The organism is Halocatena marina (assembly GCF_023276375.1).
GTDB lineage: Archaea > Halobacteriota > Halobacteria > Halobacteriales > Haloarculaceae > Halocatena > Halocatena marina.
In genome coordinates, this window is the sequence record NZ_JALLPK010000001.1 from 3,133,848 (window position 1) to 3,151,747 (window position 17,900).

General features: G+C 55.7%; 15 protein-coding genes. 10 read left to right on the forward strand and 5 right to left on the reverse strand.

Features of this window, described 5'->3' with window-relative positions; translation table 11 throughout:
* Nucleotides 1-8: 8 nt before the first annotated feature.
* The 7 genes from mbhE to mnhG are packed head-to-tail and all read left to right on the forward strand — an operon-like array spanning nucleotide 9 to nucleotide 6,461.
* Nucleotides 9-2,426, forward strand: a complete 2,418-nt coding sequence (gene mbhE / locus MW898_RS14770; RefSeq protein ID WP_368409091.1) for a hydrogen gas-evolving membrane-bound hydrogenase subunit E — start codon at nucleotides 9-11, stop codon at nucleotides 2,424-2,426.
* Complete coding sequence (locus tag MW898_RS14775; RefSeq protein WP_248908533.1) at nucleotides 2,423-2,929, forward strand: MnhB domain-containing protein; 507 nt, start codon at nucleotides 2,423-2,425, stop codon at nucleotides 2,927-2,929. Before mbhE ends, MW898_RS14775 begins: the two co-directional genes overlap by 4 nt.
* Entirely contained in the window at nucleotides 2,926-3,285 is a 360-nt protein-coding gene (locus MW898_RS14780) for a sodium:proton antiporter (RefSeq protein ID WP_248908534.1), read from the forward strand. Before MW898_RS14775 ends, MW898_RS14780 begins: the two co-directional genes overlap by 4 nt.
* On the forward strand, nucleotides 3,285-4,925 hold the full coding sequence (locus MW898_RS14785; RefSeq protein WP_248908535.1) for a complex I subunit 5 family protein: 1,641 nt from the start codon (nucleotides 3,285-3,287) through the stop codon (nucleotides 4,923-4,925). The genes MW898_RS14780 and MW898_RS14785 overlap by 1 nt, the downstream gene beginning before the upstream one ends.
* 57 nt (nucleotides 4,926-4,982) lie before the next feature.
* Nucleotides 4,983-5,666, forward strand: coding sequence for a Na+/H+ antiporter subunit E (locus MW898_RS14790; RefSeq protein ID WP_444881623.1), 684 nt, complete (start codon nucleotides 4,983-4,985; stop codon nucleotides 5,664-5,666).
* Nucleotides 5,656-5,952 carry an MrpF/PhaF family protein gene (locus MW898_RS14795; RefSeq protein ID WP_248908537.1) on the forward strand — a complete coding sequence of 99 codons (297 nt, stop codon included), beginning with the start codon at nucleotides 5,656-5,658 and terminating at the stop codon, nucleotides 5,950-5,952. The genes MW898_RS14790 and MW898_RS14795 overlap by 11 nt, the downstream gene beginning before the upstream one ends.
* An 11-nt stretch (nucleotides 5,953-5,963) precedes the next feature.
* A complete protein-coding gene (mnhG, locus tag MW898_RS26210; RefSeq protein WP_373689860.1) occupies nucleotides 5,964-6,461 on the forward strand; it encodes a monovalent cation/H(+) antiporter subunit G in 498 nt (165 codons plus the stop codon).
* A gap of 42 nt (nucleotides 6,462-6,503) precedes the next feature.
* Here the strand turns inward: mnhG and coaBC are convergent, their stop codons facing one another.
* Complete coding sequence (gene coaBC / locus MW898_RS14805) at nucleotides 6,504-7,658, reverse strand: bifunctional phosphopantothenoylcysteine decarboxylase/phosphopantothenate--cysteine ligase CoaBC (protein WP_248908538.1); 1,155 nt, start codon at nucleotides 7,656-7,658, stop codon at nucleotides 6,504-6,506.
* 118 nt (nucleotides 7,659-7,776) lie between these two features.
* Here coaBC and MW898_RS14810 point away from each other — a divergent pair, with 118 nt between their 5' ends.
* On the forward strand, nucleotides 7,777-8,304 hold the full coding sequence (locus tag MW898_RS14810) for an SRPBCC family protein (protein ID WP_248908539.1): 528 nt from the start codon (nucleotides 7,777-7,779) through the stop codon (nucleotides 8,302-8,304).
* Between the two features lie 210 nt (nucleotides 8,305-8,514).
* On the opposite strand, the gene MW898_RS14815 is transcribed toward MW898_RS14810, so the two are convergent.
* The 4 genes from MW898_RS14815 to MW898_RS14830 all read right to left on the reverse strand — a co-directional run bounded on the left by MW898_RS14815 (nucleotide 8,515) and on the right by MW898_RS14830 (nucleotide 14,529).
* Nucleotides 8,515-9,267 (reverse strand): plastocyanin/azurin family copper-binding protein, encoded by a 753-nt coding sequence (locus MW898_RS14815; RefSeq protein WP_248908540.1) that lies wholly within the window; start codon nucleotides 9,265-9,267, stop codon nucleotides 8,515-8,517.
* Between the two features lie 51 nt (nucleotides 9,268-9,318).
* Nucleotides 9,319-10,374, reverse strand: a complete 1,056-nt coding sequence (locus MW898_RS14820; protein WP_248908541.1) for a M42 family metallopeptidase — start codon at nucleotides 10,372-10,374, stop codon at nucleotides 9,319-9,321.
* Between the two features lie 137 nt (nucleotides 10,375-10,511).
* A complete protein-coding gene (locus tag MW898_RS14825; protein ID WP_248908542.1) occupies nucleotides 10,512-11,576 on the reverse strand; it encodes a polyprenyl synthetase family protein in 1,065 nt (354 codons plus the stop codon).
* Nucleotides 11,577-12,561: 985 nt separating this feature from the next.
* Nucleotides 12,562-14,529 carry an AMP-binding protein gene (locus MW898_RS14830; protein ID WP_248908543.1) on the reverse strand — a complete coding sequence of 656 codons (1,968 nt, stop codon included), beginning with the start codon at nucleotides 14,527-14,529 and terminating at the stop codon, nucleotides 12,562-12,564.
* Between the two features lie 214 nt (nucleotides 14,530-14,743).
* Here MW898_RS14830 and MW898_RS14835 point away from each other — a divergent pair, with 214 nt between their 5' ends.
* Together MW898_RS14835 and MW898_RS14840 are read left to right on the forward strand one after the other, a co-directional pair.
* Nucleotides 14,744-15,361 (forward strand): GNAT family N-acetyltransferase, encoded by a 618-nt coding sequence (locus MW898_RS14835; RefSeq protein WP_248908544.1) that lies wholly within the window; start codon nucleotides 14,744-14,746, stop codon nucleotides 15,359-15,361.
* Nucleotides 15,362-16,210: 849 nt separating this feature from the next.
* Nucleotides 16,211-17,893: an acyl-CoA mutase large subunit family protein gene (locus MW898_RS14840; protein WP_248908545.1), complete on the forward strand. Its 1,683-nt coding sequence runs from the start codon at nucleotides 16,211-16,213 to the stop codon at nucleotides 17,891-17,893.
* The last annotated feature ends 7 nt before the right edge of the window (nucleotides 17,894-17,900 follow it).

Genomic DNA, 17,900 nt, shown 5'->3' on the forward strand with positions numbered 1-17,900 from the left:
GTAAGAGTGTGCAACCAGATCCGGCGATCCTCCTCTCCGTGTTGGCGATTCCGTTCGTCGGTGCGGCAATGGTCCCGCTCGTCTACCGTCTACTCGGTGAGCGTACTGCCTACTTTGCGGCAGGCATTGCGATGCTCTGCTTTGTGCTTTTACTGAGTCAGTACGAGAACTGGGGAACGGTCACAGTGAACTGGATACCCTCACTCGGTGTCTCGCTCGTGTTATATCTCGACGGACTCGCGTACCTCATCGCACTTCTCGCAAGCGGTGTTGGGGTGCTCGTTTTCGTCTATTCTGGCGGATATATGCACGGAGAACCGGGGAGGATGAAATATTACGCGGCGTTGCTCGCGTTCATGGGGTCAATGCTCGGTGTTGCGTTGGTGGTCGATCTCATCTCTCTATTCGTCTTCTGGGAACTGACGAGCGTTGCCTCGTTTATTCTCATTGGACATTATCAGCGCACTCCAAGCTCGCTGTACGCCGCGCGCAAGTCGATGCTTATCACCGTCTCCGGCGGGCTCTTCATGCTCGTTGGCTTTCTTATACTGCATCTCGTATCCGGGCAGGCACTCGGTGGAATGACGTTCACCCTTATTGGGACTGAGCAATCGCTCATCGGTATCCCGGGTGAGGTTGACAATGCAGCGGCGATTCGGGGAGCGCTCCACTCGGCAGGATTGTTCATTCCCGTGCTCGTGCTCCTCGCTATCGGTGCAGCGACGAAGTCCGCACAAGTTCCATTTCACATCTGGCTCCCGAATGCGATGGAGGCCCCAACGCCGGTTTCTGCGTTTCTCCACTCAGCCACGATGGTCAAAGCAGGAGTTTATCTCATTGGACGGTTTCGCCCGTTGTTCGTTCCCGAACACGTGGTGATCGCCGAAGGATGGACGCTCTTGTTCGTTGCCCTGGGACTGGCGACGATGACCATCGCAGCGATACTCGCTGTCGGAGCGGTCGACATCAAGGAGCTACTGGCGTACTCGACGGCTTCGCATCTCGGTCTCATCGTTGCCGGCTTCGGATTCGCCGAGGTGATCGGCGGCGAAGCGGGGGTGTTCCATATCCTCAACCACGCATCGTTCAAGGCCGCGCTGTTTCTCATCGCAGGGATCATCGCTCACGAGGCAGGTACGCGGTCGATCGCTGATCTCGGTGGACTGCGGCGCGATCTCCCAGTTACGGCGATCATAGCCGTTATCGCATCGCTCAGTATGGCAGGTGTGCCGCCATTCAACGGGTTCTATTCGAAGGAATTCCTGTTCGATGCCGCATGGGAGACGGCCGCCCAGACAGGTGGTGTTGCGTGGGTGTTCCCTGTGGTCGCCGTCTTCGGGAGCGTGTTTACGTTCCTCTACTCTGTTCGCTTCATCATGCTGTTTTTCGGCGAGCGACCCGAGGAGTTAGGAGAGGTGCATCGACCGCCGCTTTCGATGCTCGCGCCAGTTGGCGTGCTCGGGCTTCTCGTGCTCGGTATCAGCATCAGTCCACAGACCGCTTTCAACCTCCTCGTGGGAGACGCAATCGGGAGTACCATGCTCGGAGAACACCACTTCAAGGTGTATTTCCCGACGAAGGTCACACCACCAGTTCTCATGAGCACCATCACCATCGTCACGGGACTCCTCGCGTACTCCGTTTACGACCGACTCCACAACGGGATCCGACGCGTGCGATCGATTCCGCCCGTCACGGCGAACTACTACTACGATTCAACGATCGAGGGACTAGGACGATGGAGCAATCTCGTTCCCCGATACGTGCAGACCCGAATTCTACGCACGTACGCAGCCGTCGTTCTGCTTTCGGTGAGCGCGATTGCGCTTGGCGGATACGTCGTCGGAGGCGCTGGTGTGTCGCTCGCTGCCCCGACGCTGGCGGCACCGATCATTATCATTCTCTGTGTCGCTGTCGTCGGTGCGATCGCGGTTAGCGTCGCACCATCACACATCGCGGGCGTACTCACGCTGTCGATCGTCGGGTTCATGGTCGCCGTGTTCTACGTGCTCGCAAGCGCACCCGATCTCGCGCTCACACAGCTCGTCATCGAGACGCTCGTACTCGTGATCTTCCTGCTCGTGCTCGATAAGCTCCCAGAGTACTACGGCGAACTGAAACGGAGCCGAGCGGTCGTCGATGGACTCATTGCAGGCGCTGTCGGTGTCACCGTCGCACTCACTGTCTTGTTGACGACCGCAGCCCACCCGAACGATAGCATCGCACATTTCTTCCTCGAACGGGCACCAGTGCCACCGAATCCCGATCCAGTCTTTGTGGACTGGGGTGGCGGCGGGAATATCGTGAACGTCATCCTCGTGGATTTCCGAGCATTCGATACGATGGGAGAAATCTCGGTGGTGGCGATGGCTGCACTCGCAGTTCTCACGCTCATCGGTATGCGAAATCGGGGTGAAAGCGCATGACTACTCAGCCGACCATTATCGCTCGGACCGTCGTCCGAACCGTTGTTCCGATCATCCTCCTGACCGCCATTGCACTGGTTCTCCAAGGACACAACCTCCCTGGCGGTGGCTTCATCGGGGGCGTACTTACGGCGACCGCGTTTGCGCTCGTTTACATCAGCTACGGCTCGGAATACCTCGTCCAAGCGTTGCTCTCGGGGGCTGAAGGAGCCGAGGGAACAGGAGCAGAGACAGAATCCATACAAGCAGAGTCAAGATTCCTCTCGGGAGCGATCGGGACGTACACTCGGATGTTTGCGTTCGGATTGGCGCTTGCGGCTGGTTCGGGTGTGGTCGCAGTTGTGCTTGGAGTGCCGTTTCTCACACAGGCCGTCGCGCTTGTTCATCACGTGCCGATCTACAAAGAGCTCGAATTTGCAAGCGCACTCGCGTTCGATCTTGGCGTGTACTTCGTCGTCGTTGGGTCACTCCTGACGATTCTCGCGGTGGTGGGAGACGAATGACAGAGGTCGTTCTTGCCGTCGTGCTCGGACTGTTGTTCGCGCTTGGGACGTTCCTCGTCCTCCGACGCGACGTGGTTCGCGTAACGTGGGGTGTAACCATCATCAGCCAAGCAACGAACGTCTATCTCGTGACCATGGGTGGTATCGGCGGAAGTATCCCCATTCTCGGTCACGGCGGCGGTGGCCACGGGAACGTGACCGATCCACTCGTGCAGGCGTTAGTCCTGACAGCCATCGTCATCGGCTTTGGGACAACAGCGTTCGCGCTCGTGCTCACCTACCGCGTCTATCAGGAACACGGAACACTCGATCTGCGTGAGTTCGGACACGAAGAGTGGGACGGGGTGAACCGATAATGAGCGATCTCGTTGTCGCACCGCTGATCGTCGCGTTGCTGACGGCAATCCTCTGTCTCCTGATTCGCTCTCGGTCGCAGTTACAGCGCGGTGTCAGCCTCCTCGGTGGCGGCGTCTATCTTGTAGCCGTTGGGCTGCTCTTCCGAGCAGTGCGGTCGGATGCTGACAGGACGCTCGTCTACCAAGTGTCCAACTGGAAGGCCCCATACGGGATCACGCTCGTTGCAGACGACCTCTCTGTCATCTTTCTTGCGCTCACAGCGGTCGTCTCACTCGCCGCACTCGCCTTCTCCGTTCGTTCTATCACCGCAGCGGGCCAACGGCTCTCGTATCATCCACTGTATCACTTTATGGTGGTCGGCATTACCGGGTCATTCCTCACAGGTGATCTTTTCAACCTCTTCGTATGGTTCGAAGTAATGCTGATGTCGAGTTACGTACTCGTTGTCTTCTACAGCGGTCCAGAGCACACCCGCGCAGCGTTGCAGTATACGGTTCTCAACCTCCTCGGTAGCGCCGTCATGTTGCTTGCGATCGGTGGGTTGTACGCGACGACGGGCACGTTGAACATGGCCGATCTCGCACGCCGACTCGCGGCCCCTGACGCGTACAACGTCGCTGTTGCACCGGTACTCGGGCTGACGGCCCTCCTGTTCTGTGTGTTTGCGCTCAAAGCCGGCATCGCTCCGTTCCAGTTCTGGGTACCTGACGCCTACCGGGCGGCACCAGCCCCAGTCGCTGCGATGCTCGCAGGCGTCGTCAAGAAGGTGGGTATCTACGCCATCATTCGTCTCTACTTTTCGATCTTCGCTGTTGTGACGATTCCAACAGGAACGGGGATCGAAATCGGTGGACAAGGACTGTGGATCGGAACAGGAGCGTGGAGTCTGGTACCGTCGACCGGCGGAGGGACATTCCTTGCCTTCTTTGGCCCGATCATCCTCGTGATGGCTGTTGTAAGCATTATCCTCGGCGGTATCGGTGCAGTCGGCCGAGATGACTTGGATGGGCTGTTAGCGTATTCGAGCATCGGTCAGGTTGGATTCATCGTCCTCCCGCTCGCGGTTGCGGCGACTGCCTCTCCAGGCGATCAGCTGTTCCAACTCGGCATCGTTGCCGCCATCATTTATTCGATTAATCACGGATTCGCGAAGGGGATGCTGTTTCTCGTGAGTGGGACAGTTAGCGAGGCGGTTGGAAGCCTCAAATTCAATCGGCTCGGTGGTATCGTCGAACGCGACCCAGTGCTCGCGGGAACCTTCTTCGTCGGTGCACTTTCGCTCATCGGCGTTCCACCGCTGTCTGGATTCTTCGGAAAACTCCTCGTGTTCGATGTGGCTGTTACCGCCCAAAACACGGTCGGCCTCATCGTACTCGTCTTCGCACTCAGTGGAGCGATCCTAACGATCGCATACCTGTCACTCGCATGGACGCGTGGCTTTTGGGGTGCACCGAGCGAATCAGTCGATCAGGTAAACATGGTTCCGACGTTGGTTGCGATCAGCGCCGTACTCGCACTCGTAATCATCGGCCTCGGAATCGGATTCCAACCCCTGTACGACGCTGCAACTGACGCCGCAAACGCGGCTATCGACACACAAGGATACGTCGACGCAGTGCTCGGGGGAACGGGAGCATGAGACGGACAACAATGACAGTATTTCATCAAACATATGACAACTGAATCGAAGATGAAGGTGAAAAAGTGGCCCGTCATCGGGGTCGTACTCGCTCTCGTCTGGCTGTTCGTCAAGGGCGCCACACTGTCTCCACAGAGCATTCTCGGGACGTTTCTCGTTGGCCTCGTTGTCGGGTTGTTCGTCGCATACGCCACCCGGAACATCTACGCTGAGGCGGTTGCTCTCGGGCCAGTCGTCCGGTCGACGCCAGCAGCCGTTCGCTACCTGCTTCACTTTTTGCGGGAGCTACTAACGGCGAACGTCGATGTGGCATACCGCGTCCTCTCTCCGTCGCTTCCGATTGATCCAGATGTGGTGGCCATTCCGCTTCGTGTTCAGACTGATGCAGCCATCACGACCATCGCAAACAGCATCACGCTCACACCGGGAACGCTCACTATGGACTATGACGAAGAGACAAACACCCTGTTCGTCCACGCGATCACCGGGAAACAAAATATTCATTCGATCATCGAACCCGTCCGAGCGTGGGAAAACCTCGCGCTCGTCATCTTCGATGAAGAAGCAGACCCCGAGGATCCCGCACCAGAATTGCCCACCATAAATGTGAACGAAAGTGGAAACGAACGCAAACACGAACAGAGCACAGAGTCAGAACCGGAAACAGAAACGAAATCGAAATCGAAAGAACAGCGTGAGGGACGTCTTTCTGTAGACCGAGGGGTAGAAGATGGCGAGTGAGCTTGCGCTTCCGTGGTTCCTTGAGCTTGTGATTCAGGGAGGACTGCTCATCACGAGCGCTGTAACGTTGCTCGCTGCGTATCGCGTCATCGTCGGTCCGACCACCCCCGACCGTGTCGTTGCGCTTGACGTCATCTCGACGAACGTAGTGGCAATAGCTGTCCTGTTTTCACTCGAAACAGGTGAGGGAGTACTCATCACTGTTGGACTGGTGCTTGCGATCATCGGCTTCATTAGCACGGTCGCAGTTGCACGGTACATCACGGAAGGAGACATAATCGAGTAATTCAATCCAGTATGCCTTCGAACATCATTCAGGCGAGTATCGTCACCGCACTCATCGTCCTCGGGAGTTTCTTCCTTCTCGTCGGAACAATCGGGTTGCTCCGTCTTCCGGACGTGTACAACCGGATGCACGCAACCAGCAAGGCCACGACGCTCGGAGCGGCTTCGCTCTTCCTCGCAGGGTTCGTTTACTTCGACGCCCAAGCAGCAGGACTCACGTCGCTCGTCGGGATCGTGTTCCTGTTTTTGACTGCCCCAACAGGCGCACACATGATCTCACGATCAGCACAGAAGATGGGTGTCGAATTCGAATACGGCGCGACGTGGCCCGGCGAAATCGATAGCAGACCAGACCAACCAGCAGACACACAGCCGGAATCTGACCCGTCTCAGACAGCAGAGTCAGAGACAAAGACAGAGTCTGAATCTGAATCACAGTCCCAGTCTGACGTCGATTCCGATTCGGAGCCAGACCACGGAACCGACGCGGATCGGGAGCAGTCCAACTGAGAACGCAAATTTTACAGCCCGAATTGAGACGAGAACACGTTCTCAATCGAGTTCTGCTGTGAGTTCGTCGGCTATCGTGAGACCGAGTTCGGATTTCGAGCCGGAGAACTCCTGGTAGTCGTTTTCCCGAACAATGAGCACACGGCTTTCTTCTTCGCCCATTACGCTCGCGTCGTTGGCGACGACAAATGAGAGATCAGCCCGATCAAGCCGATCGCTGGCTGCGTCGACGAGCGCAGCATCGTCTCCGTTGGTTTCGAGTTTGAATCCGACGATTGGGAGCGTCGGATGTGCGTCACGGATCGTATCGATCAACTTTGGCGTTGGTTCGAGATCGAGCGTCAGACTCTGGCCAGAGCGAATCTTCTCAGCTCGCGTTTCGACGGTATAGTCGGAGATAGCGGCGGCCGAGACGAGTGCATCCACGTCGGGAGCGTATGCCTCGACCGCATCGATCATTTCCGTCGCGCTTTCGACGTGTTCGACGGCAGCGTACGGAACCTCTGCTCCGTTGTGGACGAGCGTAACATCCGCACCACGGACGTAGCAAGCACGCGCAACTGCTCGGCCTGTTCGCCCAGATGCGCGGTTTGTGAGCGTACGCACAGGATCGATGCGCTCTGCTGTTGCACCACTTGTAATGAGGATGTGCCTGCCAGCAAGCGGGGTCGGTCCAGCGTTACGGGCGACCGAGAGCACGATCGACTCCTCAGCAGCGATCTTTGCTTTTCCCTCCTCGATGCGCGGTTCGACGAAGGACACACCCCACGACTCGACGCGTTCGATGGCGTCGAGCACACCTGGATGGTCGTACATCGGTTCGTGCATCGCTGGAGCAACGACAACAGGAATGCCTGCTCCGAGCGCAGTCGTTACGCACGTGGTAACCGGCGTATCGTCGATCGCAGCCGCGATCTTACCGACCGTATTCGCAGTCGCAGGCGCGATGAGAACCACGTCCGCCCACCCATCATATCCACAGAGATCGACGTGTTCGACCGATCCGGTGATCTCGGTGACAACTGGCATTCCAGTGGCGAACTCGACCGACCACGGATGGACGATCCCGCAGGCGCTGTCGGTCATCACTGCTCGCACGGTCGCTCCCTGCCGTCGTAGCTCGTGGGCGAGTTCAACCGTTTTCACCGCAGCGATCGAACCAGTCACACAGAGCGCAACCCGTACTCCTTCGAGCATTATTCTGCAATGGGACCCATACCGTTGTAAATGATCGTTCTTGCGAGAGTGTGTGATGGAATGCATGATCGAGCGAGAGATCAGAATACTTTAACGTGATGGCAGGCAACCGCACTGCGTGGAAACAGTAGAAGCCAGCACCTTGGTCTACCTGCCGCCAGAGGAGATCTACGAATTCCTCGTCGATTTCCAACAGTACGGTAAATACACGAAATACGTAACGAACATCGATCGTGAAGGAGAGGACGACGCCGGTGCAGTGTACGATATCACGGTATCGTGGTGGAAAATCGACTACACCGCACGTTCAAAGGTCACGGACGTTGACCCACCGAATCGAATCGATTGGGAACTAGCCAAAGGCGTCGATGCACACGGCTACTGGGAGATCGAACACGTCCCAGACGAAGCACCAGACGACAAACCGGACGCCTGCCGGGTACGGTGTTTCGCGGAGTTCGATCCGGACACGTTGGACGGTGATACGCTCAACCTTCCCGGATTCGTCCGCAATAAAGTGATCGACAAAGTCAAGCCAAAGATCGAAACAGCGGCTCGCATCGTTATCCGACGCATGGTCGCTGACCTCGAAGGAGAAGAGCGAGAAATCGATCTGAAGGTGCACAAAACACCGGTTTCGGTTTGAACCCCCTTCGCCCAGAAGGGCGAAGATTTCCACATTAGGGTAGTAGCTTATACAGCGTGTTTTACGCGATGCAAAGCCGCTACTTTCGTAGTCGAACGGAAACACCGACTGTCCTCTCAAAATCGTAACGCTATCGGTGGATTATGTGATAGCCGGAGTCAGCTCCATCCGGGAGGATGGATCCTCTCACTCGGTGGTATGAGTATCAGCTTATTCGTAGTCGCCACCGTACCTGAGGAAGAAGTACGCCAGCCCAAGTGTCGAGACCATTGCGATGAACGTCGAAACGCCGAGCATTTTTGAGCCCTCACTGACTGCTGGCGTAACGGGTGCGGCTGGTTCCTTCCGTTCAACGTTTCCGACCGCGATCGCACCCTTCATCCCCATGCTCTTGTGTGGTTGGCAGAAGTACGGGATGACTTTCTCTTCTTCGGCGGTGTATTCGAAGGTGCCCGAGCCTTTGGTCTCACTTTTGAATTCGCCGTTCTCGGCCTCAACGTTGTGGCCTGGGCCCTCCCACTGCCAGACGATCTTCGTCCCGGGGTCAACGTGCACCGCAACCGGATCAAAGACGTTCTCTCCACCCGGCCCGACTTTGATCGTCACCTGATTGTTGCCAGTCATGTCAGCCGTGCCACCCTCGCTCCACCCGCCGGCGTCGTCCAAGTAGCCGCCGTAGTCGATCGGACCAGAGCCACCGCCACCCTCGCCACCACTGCTGTTCCCACCAGCACCGCTGCTGTTGTTTCCACCGGCACCACTACTGTTGTTCCCACCAGCGCCGCTGCTGTTGTTCCCACCAGCGCCGCTGCTGTTGTTCCCACCGACACCGCTACTGCTGTTATTTCCGCCGCCGCCTTCCTGTGCGGCTGCGGTTCCGCTCGCGCCGACAGCGGTAGCGGTAGCAGCGCCCCCGGTCATCCGGAGAAAGTCACGACGATTCATACCCTCGTCCGTGTTCATGTGGGGGACTATGGAATCGGTCGTAGTGAATACTTTGATTCATCTCCTGCGCTATAGTCGGTATTCGTTATTTCCTGATTCGTTCTGTAGGAAGACGGTTAGGAGGTCAATTGTCGCCGAAATATCGTTCTGATGTGCACTTTCGGTGACGGTGTGGAGATACCGGGTTGGTATCGAAATCGCTCCAACGGGTTTCGCACCGTAGGTGTTCTGGAAACCAGCGGTGTCAGTCCCGCCACGTGGGAGGATTTCGAGCTGGTATGGAATGTTGTTCTCGTCGGCGACTGCTTGCATCCGACGATGTACTTTTGGATTCGTGATGACGCTTGAATCTTTGAGCTTGATGGCCGTTCCGTCTCCAAGTTCAGTAACAGACTCCTCGTCGTCGTAGTCTGGGATGTCATTGGCGACGGTCACATCGAGCGCAATAGCGAGATCAGGATCGAGATCGACACCGAGTGCGCTTGCTCCGCGCAGTCCCACTTCCTCTTGGACGGTGGCGGCAAAGTGGATCGTGACTTCGGGCTGGTCGATGCGACGGGCAGCTTCCAGCATGGCAAACAGGCAAACGCGATCATCCAGTGCCTTCCCCGTGATATGCTCACCGACCTGTTTTGTGGTCTGCTCCATCGTGACGAGATCGCCGACGCTCACCCGTTGTTCGACAGCGTCTGCGTCCATTCCCACGTCGATATACACGTCCGTGAGAGACGGCTCTTTCTTCCGATCTTCCTCGTTTTGTGTGTGTGGCGGTGCTGAACCAATGATGCCCGGTAGATCGCCTTCATCGGTGTGGACGATCACCCGCTGGGCGCGCAAAACACGAGGATCCCACCCACCGAGCGCATCGATGGTAAGGAATCCGTCGTCGGTGATGTGCCGAACCATGAATCCGATCTCGTCCATGTGCGTTGCGACGGCAACGCTGTACTCGCTCTCGCCGTGTAGTGTTCCGACGACGTTTCCCATCGCATCCGACCGGATCACGTCTGTCGTTTCTTCCAGCTCTCGTCGGACAATCTCACGAATGCGGTCCTCGTATCCCGGGACACCACTCGCTTCAGTCAGCTCAGTCAATAACTCCGTATCGAAATCGAACGCAGACATATACAGGGGTTAGAGAGGACGTATATCAGTGATGCGGCTTAGTGATCAGTACCAATATAACTCACGTGAATACTGCACCAGAAAACGACTCACACACAGTATAAGTCACAGAGAATAACACGATGAGGGCTATCTATTCACGCGTTCCGCTCGATCACGAACTGTGTGAATTCAGAGAGCTGTTCGGTGACCACTGGATCGAGATCCAGTTCTGCGAGATTTTCGCGCGCACTCTTAGAGATCATCTGTGCCTGTTCACGCGCGTACTCGACGCTGCCGGTCTCATAGAAGAGATCGACAACGGTCTCAATTTCTTCGGGGGTGTTATCGTCGGCCCAGAGGATCTCTTCCATGCGTGCGACCTTCTCAGGAGGTGCGTGGTTTGCGGCATGGATTGCCATCAGCGTCTTCTTTCCCTCACGAATGTCGTTTCCAGCACCTTTACCGAACGAACCACCGTCCTCGTTGCTTGTCTCCACGTCGAGAATGTCGTCACCGATCTGGAAGGCGACGCTCATCAGTTCAGTGAACTTCGCTGCGGTCTGCTGGACCGACTCGTCCTGTCCAGTAACGATCGTAGCGAGTTGAGCGACGATACGACCGAGACAGCCTGTCTTACACGCACACATCTCCAGATACTCCTGCTCGGTGATGTCGATCTCCTGTTTGTTGTGCCAGCAGATATCCATTCCCTGACCGAGATGGGTCCTGTTGAGTTCATGCATCAGCATTTCGTAGGCGCTGAGTCGGGTCTCAGCGGATAAATCGGCAGGATTGTGAGTGATGATCTTAAGCGGTAAGAAGTACATTGCGTTGCCAGCATTGAGTGCAACATCGGTACCCTTGATGTGATGTAGTGCTGGCTGTCCTCGGCGCATGGTAGCACCATCTTCGACATCGTCGACGATGATCGTCCCATTGTGGAGGATTTCTGGGATGCAGGCGTAGGGAAGATAGTCGTGTGGATCTTCGCCAAACCCATCTATGAGTAACAGAAACACGATCGCACGCCAACGCTTGCCGCCGCGATCAAGCAAGTTCCAGATAGGAACTGAAAGTGCTCGCTGTAGACTATCGGGATCGTACTCGTAACTCGCAGGACCGAAAAACTCCGAGAGATACGTCTCGTTAATAGCTCGTGGTAGTAGCCGCTCGATCTCCCCGTCGACGATTGGACGCCACTCCTCAAGGACCTCCCGCATACACCGAGTCACTCCGCCCTTGCTCAAAAACCCTCGTTATTTCCTCTGGACAATGAAATCAGTATTAGTTACCTGTATCCATTTGGTGACTTTCCCGAAACAGAGAATGGATATACTCGATCCGGATGACTGAACGATCAATTCACCATTGAAGCCATCCTTACACTTTTTATCTCGCAAGTAGTACATTAATTGTCGGCAGAGAGACACAGCGATTCTCGCATACCCACCTCTCTGCCGGAGCTACCGTCACTCAGTCCGTTTCTGTGGTTCTCGTTACCAGTTACTTGTATTAAACCGCCTTGTATAGCCGGCAGTATCTTCGTGCTTAGCACACAGCTTTTGTTGAGTGGGTATGCGAGATAGAGACTCTCAGATGCGCCGGGCGTTATTGCCGTTGTGCAGGCGCTACGGCCCTCCTTTGCGGAGATGTGTGAGAAGTTGCCGTTTCGTGGTTCCGAAAATCAAAGGCCCCGATTTTCGACTGTCACTGTGGTCCACCAAAGCTGATCAAAGGCGCAGCACAAGGAGAGATGGCGTTCAGGACAGAGACACTCCTTAACGCCGTTTCTCCGCTATCGGGTTGGCAGGAAGGAATGGTACCCGAACCAATTGCTTGATACGAGCATACTATCACCATCACAGATATAGACGTATCGAATACATTCTCATTAGTCTATCAATCGATAGTCATACAGTAGTCGGAAAAAGGGATGCCATATGACACAGAGGGGAGGTGTGCATGACACCGCGTTGGACAGTGATTCCGGGCTATCACCGAGAGAGTATCGGGTGTAGACGACATTACCACCGATAGCATGCTTCCTTGTCAACCATTCATCATGGGTGGGTTCGTGATGAGTGGCGACAGCATTAATTACGATACGGTGTAACAAACATGTTCTGGAACAGGAAGCTCGTTGTATATAGTTGTTAGAAGACAAAGGCCGAGTCCGGAAAAATCGAAGAAAACGAATGATCGATGCTATCGTGCTTCCTCGACTTCGTCCAGTGCTTCGGGGTTCTCAATGCTCGATAAATCGCCGAGATCTTCGTCGTTGTAGACGGATTCGATGGCTCGACGGATGATTTTACCGGATTGAGTTTTTGGGAACGCATCGACAAACAGCACTTCACGTGGTCGGAACGGTTTCCCGAGCTTATCACCGACCTGCTCGCGTAGTTCCTCTCGTAGTTCATCGTGTTCCTCGCTTTCCGCATCCACGATGACGTACGCGATGACAGCTGTTCCCGTCGTTTCGTCGGATGCGCCGACGGCGACGGCTTGATTGACTCGATCGCTGTCCATAAGCGCACCCTCCACTTCGGCCGGACCAACTTTGCGTCCCGCCACATTGAGTGCATCGTCGGCTCGACCGTGGAGGAACCAGAACCCGTCTTCGTCCATCTGTGCCCAATCGCCGTGATCCCACATCGGAGGATCCTCGAACGTCGACCAGTACTCATTGAGGTAGCGCTCATCACCCGACCAGAGTGATTTCGTCATCGAGGGACACGAGTCGCGCGCGACGAGAAAGCCTCGCTCGTTATCCTCGATGACGCTTTCACTGTTCGAGTTCACGATGTCGACATCCATCCCGAGACCAGGTTTTCCGAGGGTACAGGGCTTGAGCGACATACCAGGAAGCGGCATAAGGAAACAACCACAGATCTCGGTTCCGCCTGAGATGTTGATGATCGGTGTCTCACCCCGACCAATGTTCTCGAAGAACCACTGCCACGACTCTGGATCCCACGGCTCACCGGTCGAACCGAGCAGCCGTACTGAAGAGAGATCGTGGCCCGATAGCCACTCGTCGCCTTTCTTTCGGAGCGCACGTATGGCAGTCGGAGAAATACCGAACACAGAGAGCGAGTGGCGATCGATCATCTGCCAGAATCGATCGGGATTGGGGTAGTCAGGTGCCCCCTCGTAGATGAAAATCGTTCCTCCGAACGTGTGGTTGCCAATGAGCGTCCACGGACCCATCATCCAGCCGATATCTGACACCCAGAAAAACCGGTCGTGGTCCTTGTGATCGAATCCGAAGTAGATCTCTTTTGCACACTGCATCTGGACGCCCGCGTGGGTGTGAACGATGCCCTTTGGTGTGCCCGTCGTTCCCGAGGAATACAACAACATCGACTCTGCGTCTGCATCGAGTTCTCGCGTTTCGAACGTATCGGAACAAGGAGCGACGGCGTCGTCCCACCACTCATCACGCGCATCGTCCCACGGAACATCAGCACCGAGCCGGTCGTAAACGATGGTGTGCTCGACCGCTCCAGCCTGCTCGATAGCCCCATCAGCAGTGTCTTTCAGGATGATATCGCTCCCTCGTCTGAGAAAGCCATCGGCCGTGAACAGAACCGAACACGCAGCATCCTCGATACGCGTGGCAGTAGCATCGAGACCGAATCCGGAGAAGATGGGAACTGCGATGGCTCCCACTTTGAAACAGCCGTACAAAATCGATACGACCTCGGGCACCATCGGCATGTAGAGACCGACGGTATCGCCTTTCTCGATGCCCCGCTCGACCAGCGCGTTTGCCACTCGGTTCGACTGCCGGTGCAGTTCGTGATACGTGATTTCTCGGACGGTTCCATCCTCCCCTTCCCAGATGGTAGCGACAGCGTTCCGGTTCCCACTTTCGAGGGCAGCGTGCCGGTCCAGCACGTTATGCGCGATGTTAATACTACTACCGGGATACCATTCGGTGAACTGCGGACCGTCGGTATCATCACGAACCTGATCGTATTCCTCGTAGAACTCGATGTCGAGATAGTCGACTAAAACATCCCAAAACCACTCGACATCCTGACTGCGCTCGATGAGTGCATCGTAGTCCTCGATCCCGTACGTCTGCATGAACTCGTAGACGTTCGTCGAGTCGACGAACGCCTGATCGGGCTCGTAAACGATGTCGTCCACCGATTGCGTGTCGCTCATACTGGCGAATGTTATCCAGAAGGTAAGTAATTTTCCGGATGCACGGTGCGTTTCCATCTCTAATCGAATCGACAGCCCGATTCAGAACGAACGGACAGTATTCGAGAACGCTGGCAATCAATCGATCCGAAGTCGAGCATCGTTGCTCAAAGAGTGAAACGCGTTGGATGGGGTCCGGTAAACGCTTTTGTCGGCTGATAGCCAACCATTTAGTATGTACGTCCGGGACGCGAAAAACCGCGAGGAGGTCTGGTTACTCGACCACATCGAGGGGATGGGGCTTGATGAGACCACGTTCCGGTCGCGCGATTACGTCATCGCTATCGACGAGCGGTCGAACGAGAAGGCGGGATTCGGACGGATTCGGCTCCACAAAACCGGCGGAGAGACAGAGCGAATTCCCAGCGGACAGGGCACCGGTGGTGAGATCTGTGAACTCACGAGTATCGGCGTGCTCGGTTCGTGGCGACAGCAGGGCGTCGGCGCACACGTCATCGAACGCCTCGTCGAGACGGCTGCGGACCAAGAATTCGAGACGGTGTACTCACTGACCGACGAGCCGAACTACCTCGCACAGTTCGGGTTCTCCACCATCGAGGCGACAGAACTGCCAGCGGTTCTCCAAGAGCGACTCGAAGAAAAACGCGAATCATTGGCTCCCGAGGCGGTTCCGATGCAGATCAGTGTCGATGCGTTCGAGATGCCAACCCGACTCCGCGAACGGTTCAAACACGCCTCCGAGCAACCAACTGAAGACGAATCAGAGGAAAGTTCCGAAGATTTCGGCATCGACAGCGAATCAGCAACGTACAAATACGATACTGGACGGTGACGACGTCAATTGAACACGACAATTGTCAATTACATACCGAATACGCTCATGTAGTATAGGTCGATAGCTCGCTGTCTCTCGATTCGCGTCGGCTGAATCGGTTCCACCTTCGAGACTGTGAACAGTGACAACGCCCGACACAAACTAGCTCTCACTGACTTCGTATCAACAATTTCTGCAAAAGCTCGTTGCTGGATAACAGCAAGTAGGTACTACCGCGACGAGTTATTGTTTTGCGTTAGTAAATGCGTATTGTTATGCAAATGGCCCCTAAAATATTGTATTCCAGTTCGTGTTTTCAATCGGCACAGGGTGAGCTACGAGATCTATTCGGATGGCTGATTCTTACCGTGATCACAGCGGGAATCACTGCGTTATTACAGTTGCCGCTTACTCGAACTCTTCCCATCGTTGGTGTCTTTCTGCTCGGAAGTAGTATTGAATTGTGTATCGCCGTATTCGATCTTCCAGACATTCTCTATGAAATCTATCCGGGAGTAGTTCTCCTCATCTTGTGCGTTTGGCTCATCATCAACGGTGGATCTTCTCTGCTTATCGCCGGTATTGCTTTCGCGAGCGGCTGGATTTTCCGCGACGTTATGATCTCTACTGATTGATTTCACAATATTAATTGTTGACATTTGTAGGATTACGCCACACTCGCTGAATTAGGAGTGTCTTCATCGCCCTTGATTCACTTCTCAAAATAGTGAACAATGCAGTTGAGAAACGGTACAGGTCGTTTGCTGTACTGAGTCCACTGTCTTTTTTCGGATCGTGTCACAGATCGAACCGTCGAGAGAGCGCGACTCACCAAGGATTAAGCCTGCGCACCGCCACGTTGGATGCATGTTCGATGAGGACGACCTCCAGTCGATCCGCGAGGGTCGAGAGGAGTGGGAAGACGAGACCCTTCAGCCCACGCTCGATCGATTTGGTGAGCGAAAAGAGGAGTTCACGACCGACACCGGCGGACACGAGGTCGATCCCCTCTACACTCCGGACGATATTTCGGATCTCGATTACAGAGACGACATCGGATATCCCGGTGAAGAGCCCTACACTCGTGGTGTTTACCCGACGATGTACCGTGGACGGCTCTGGACGATGCGTCAGTATGCGGGGTTTTCGACCGCCGAAAAGACGAACGATCGGTTTCATTACCTGCTCGATGAGGGACAGACCGGTCTGTCGATGGCGTTCGATCTCCCGACACAGATGGGGTATGACTCCGATGCGGAGATGGCAGCGGGTGAGGTAGGAAAATCCGGTGTTGCCATCGATTCGCTGTACGACATGGAGACGGTCTTCGATGGCATTCCACTCGATGAGGTTTCAACGAGTATGACCATCAATGCGCCCGCGTCTGTGCTGTTGGCGATGTACATCGCTGTTGGCGACCGTCAGGGCGTCGATCGCTCGGAGCTCCGGGGAACCATCCAGAACGACGTGCTCAAGGAGTATATCGCCCGGAACACGTACATCTATCCGCCAGAACCGTCGATGCGCATCATCACCGATATTTTCGAGTTCTGTGCTGCCGAAGTGCCCAAGTTCAACACCATCTCGATCTCGGGCTATCACATCCGGGAGGCCGGTTCGACCGCCGCACAGGAGATCGCCTTTACGCTCGCTGACGGCCTCGAGTACGTCGAGACTGCCATCGACGCTGGTCTGGAGGTCGATGACTTCGCCCCACAGCTTTCGTTTTTCTTTGCAGCGTACAACAACATTCTGGAGGAGGTCGCAAAATTCCGCGCTGCTCGCCGATTGTGGCACTCACTCATGGAGGAGCGATACGGCGCAGAGAACCCAAAATCGAAACAGCTCAAGTTCCACACACAGACCGCTGGATCGACGCTCACCGCCCAGCAGATCGAGAACAACGTTGTTCGCGTTGCGTATCAGGCACTTGCGGCCGTCCTCGGCGGCACACAAAGTCTCCACACCAACGGCAAAGACGAGGCACTCTCGCTTCCAACCGAAGAGAGTGTTCGGACCGCCCTCCGGACCCAGCAGATCCTCGCCCACGAATCGGGAGCCGCAGACACGATCGATCCGCTCGGCGGGAGCTACTACGTCGAACATCTCACCGATGAGCTGGAACAGGAGGCGCGGGGTATCATCAACGAAATCGACGAACGTGATGGGATGCGAAACGCCATCGAAGAACAGTGGGTTCAACGTCAGATCCAAGATGCGGCCTTCGAACGCCAGCGCGAAGTCGAGGAGAACGAGCGCACTATCGTGGGCGTCAACGAATTCACAGTAGACGAAGAACCGACCGAGGACGTTGCAGAAGTCGACGAAGAAGACGAGAAACTCCAGATCGAGCGCGTCGAAGACGTTCGGTCGAGACGGGACGATGAAGCGACCGAGGCCGCACTCGATGCGCTCCGGGAGGCAGCCGAAGGTGACGAGAATCTAATGCCGTACATCATCGACGCAGTGAAAGCCTACGCGACGACCGGCGAGATCTGTAATGCGATGCGGGATGTTTTCGAGGAGTATCAGCCTGGAACGGCGCTTTGAATCACTG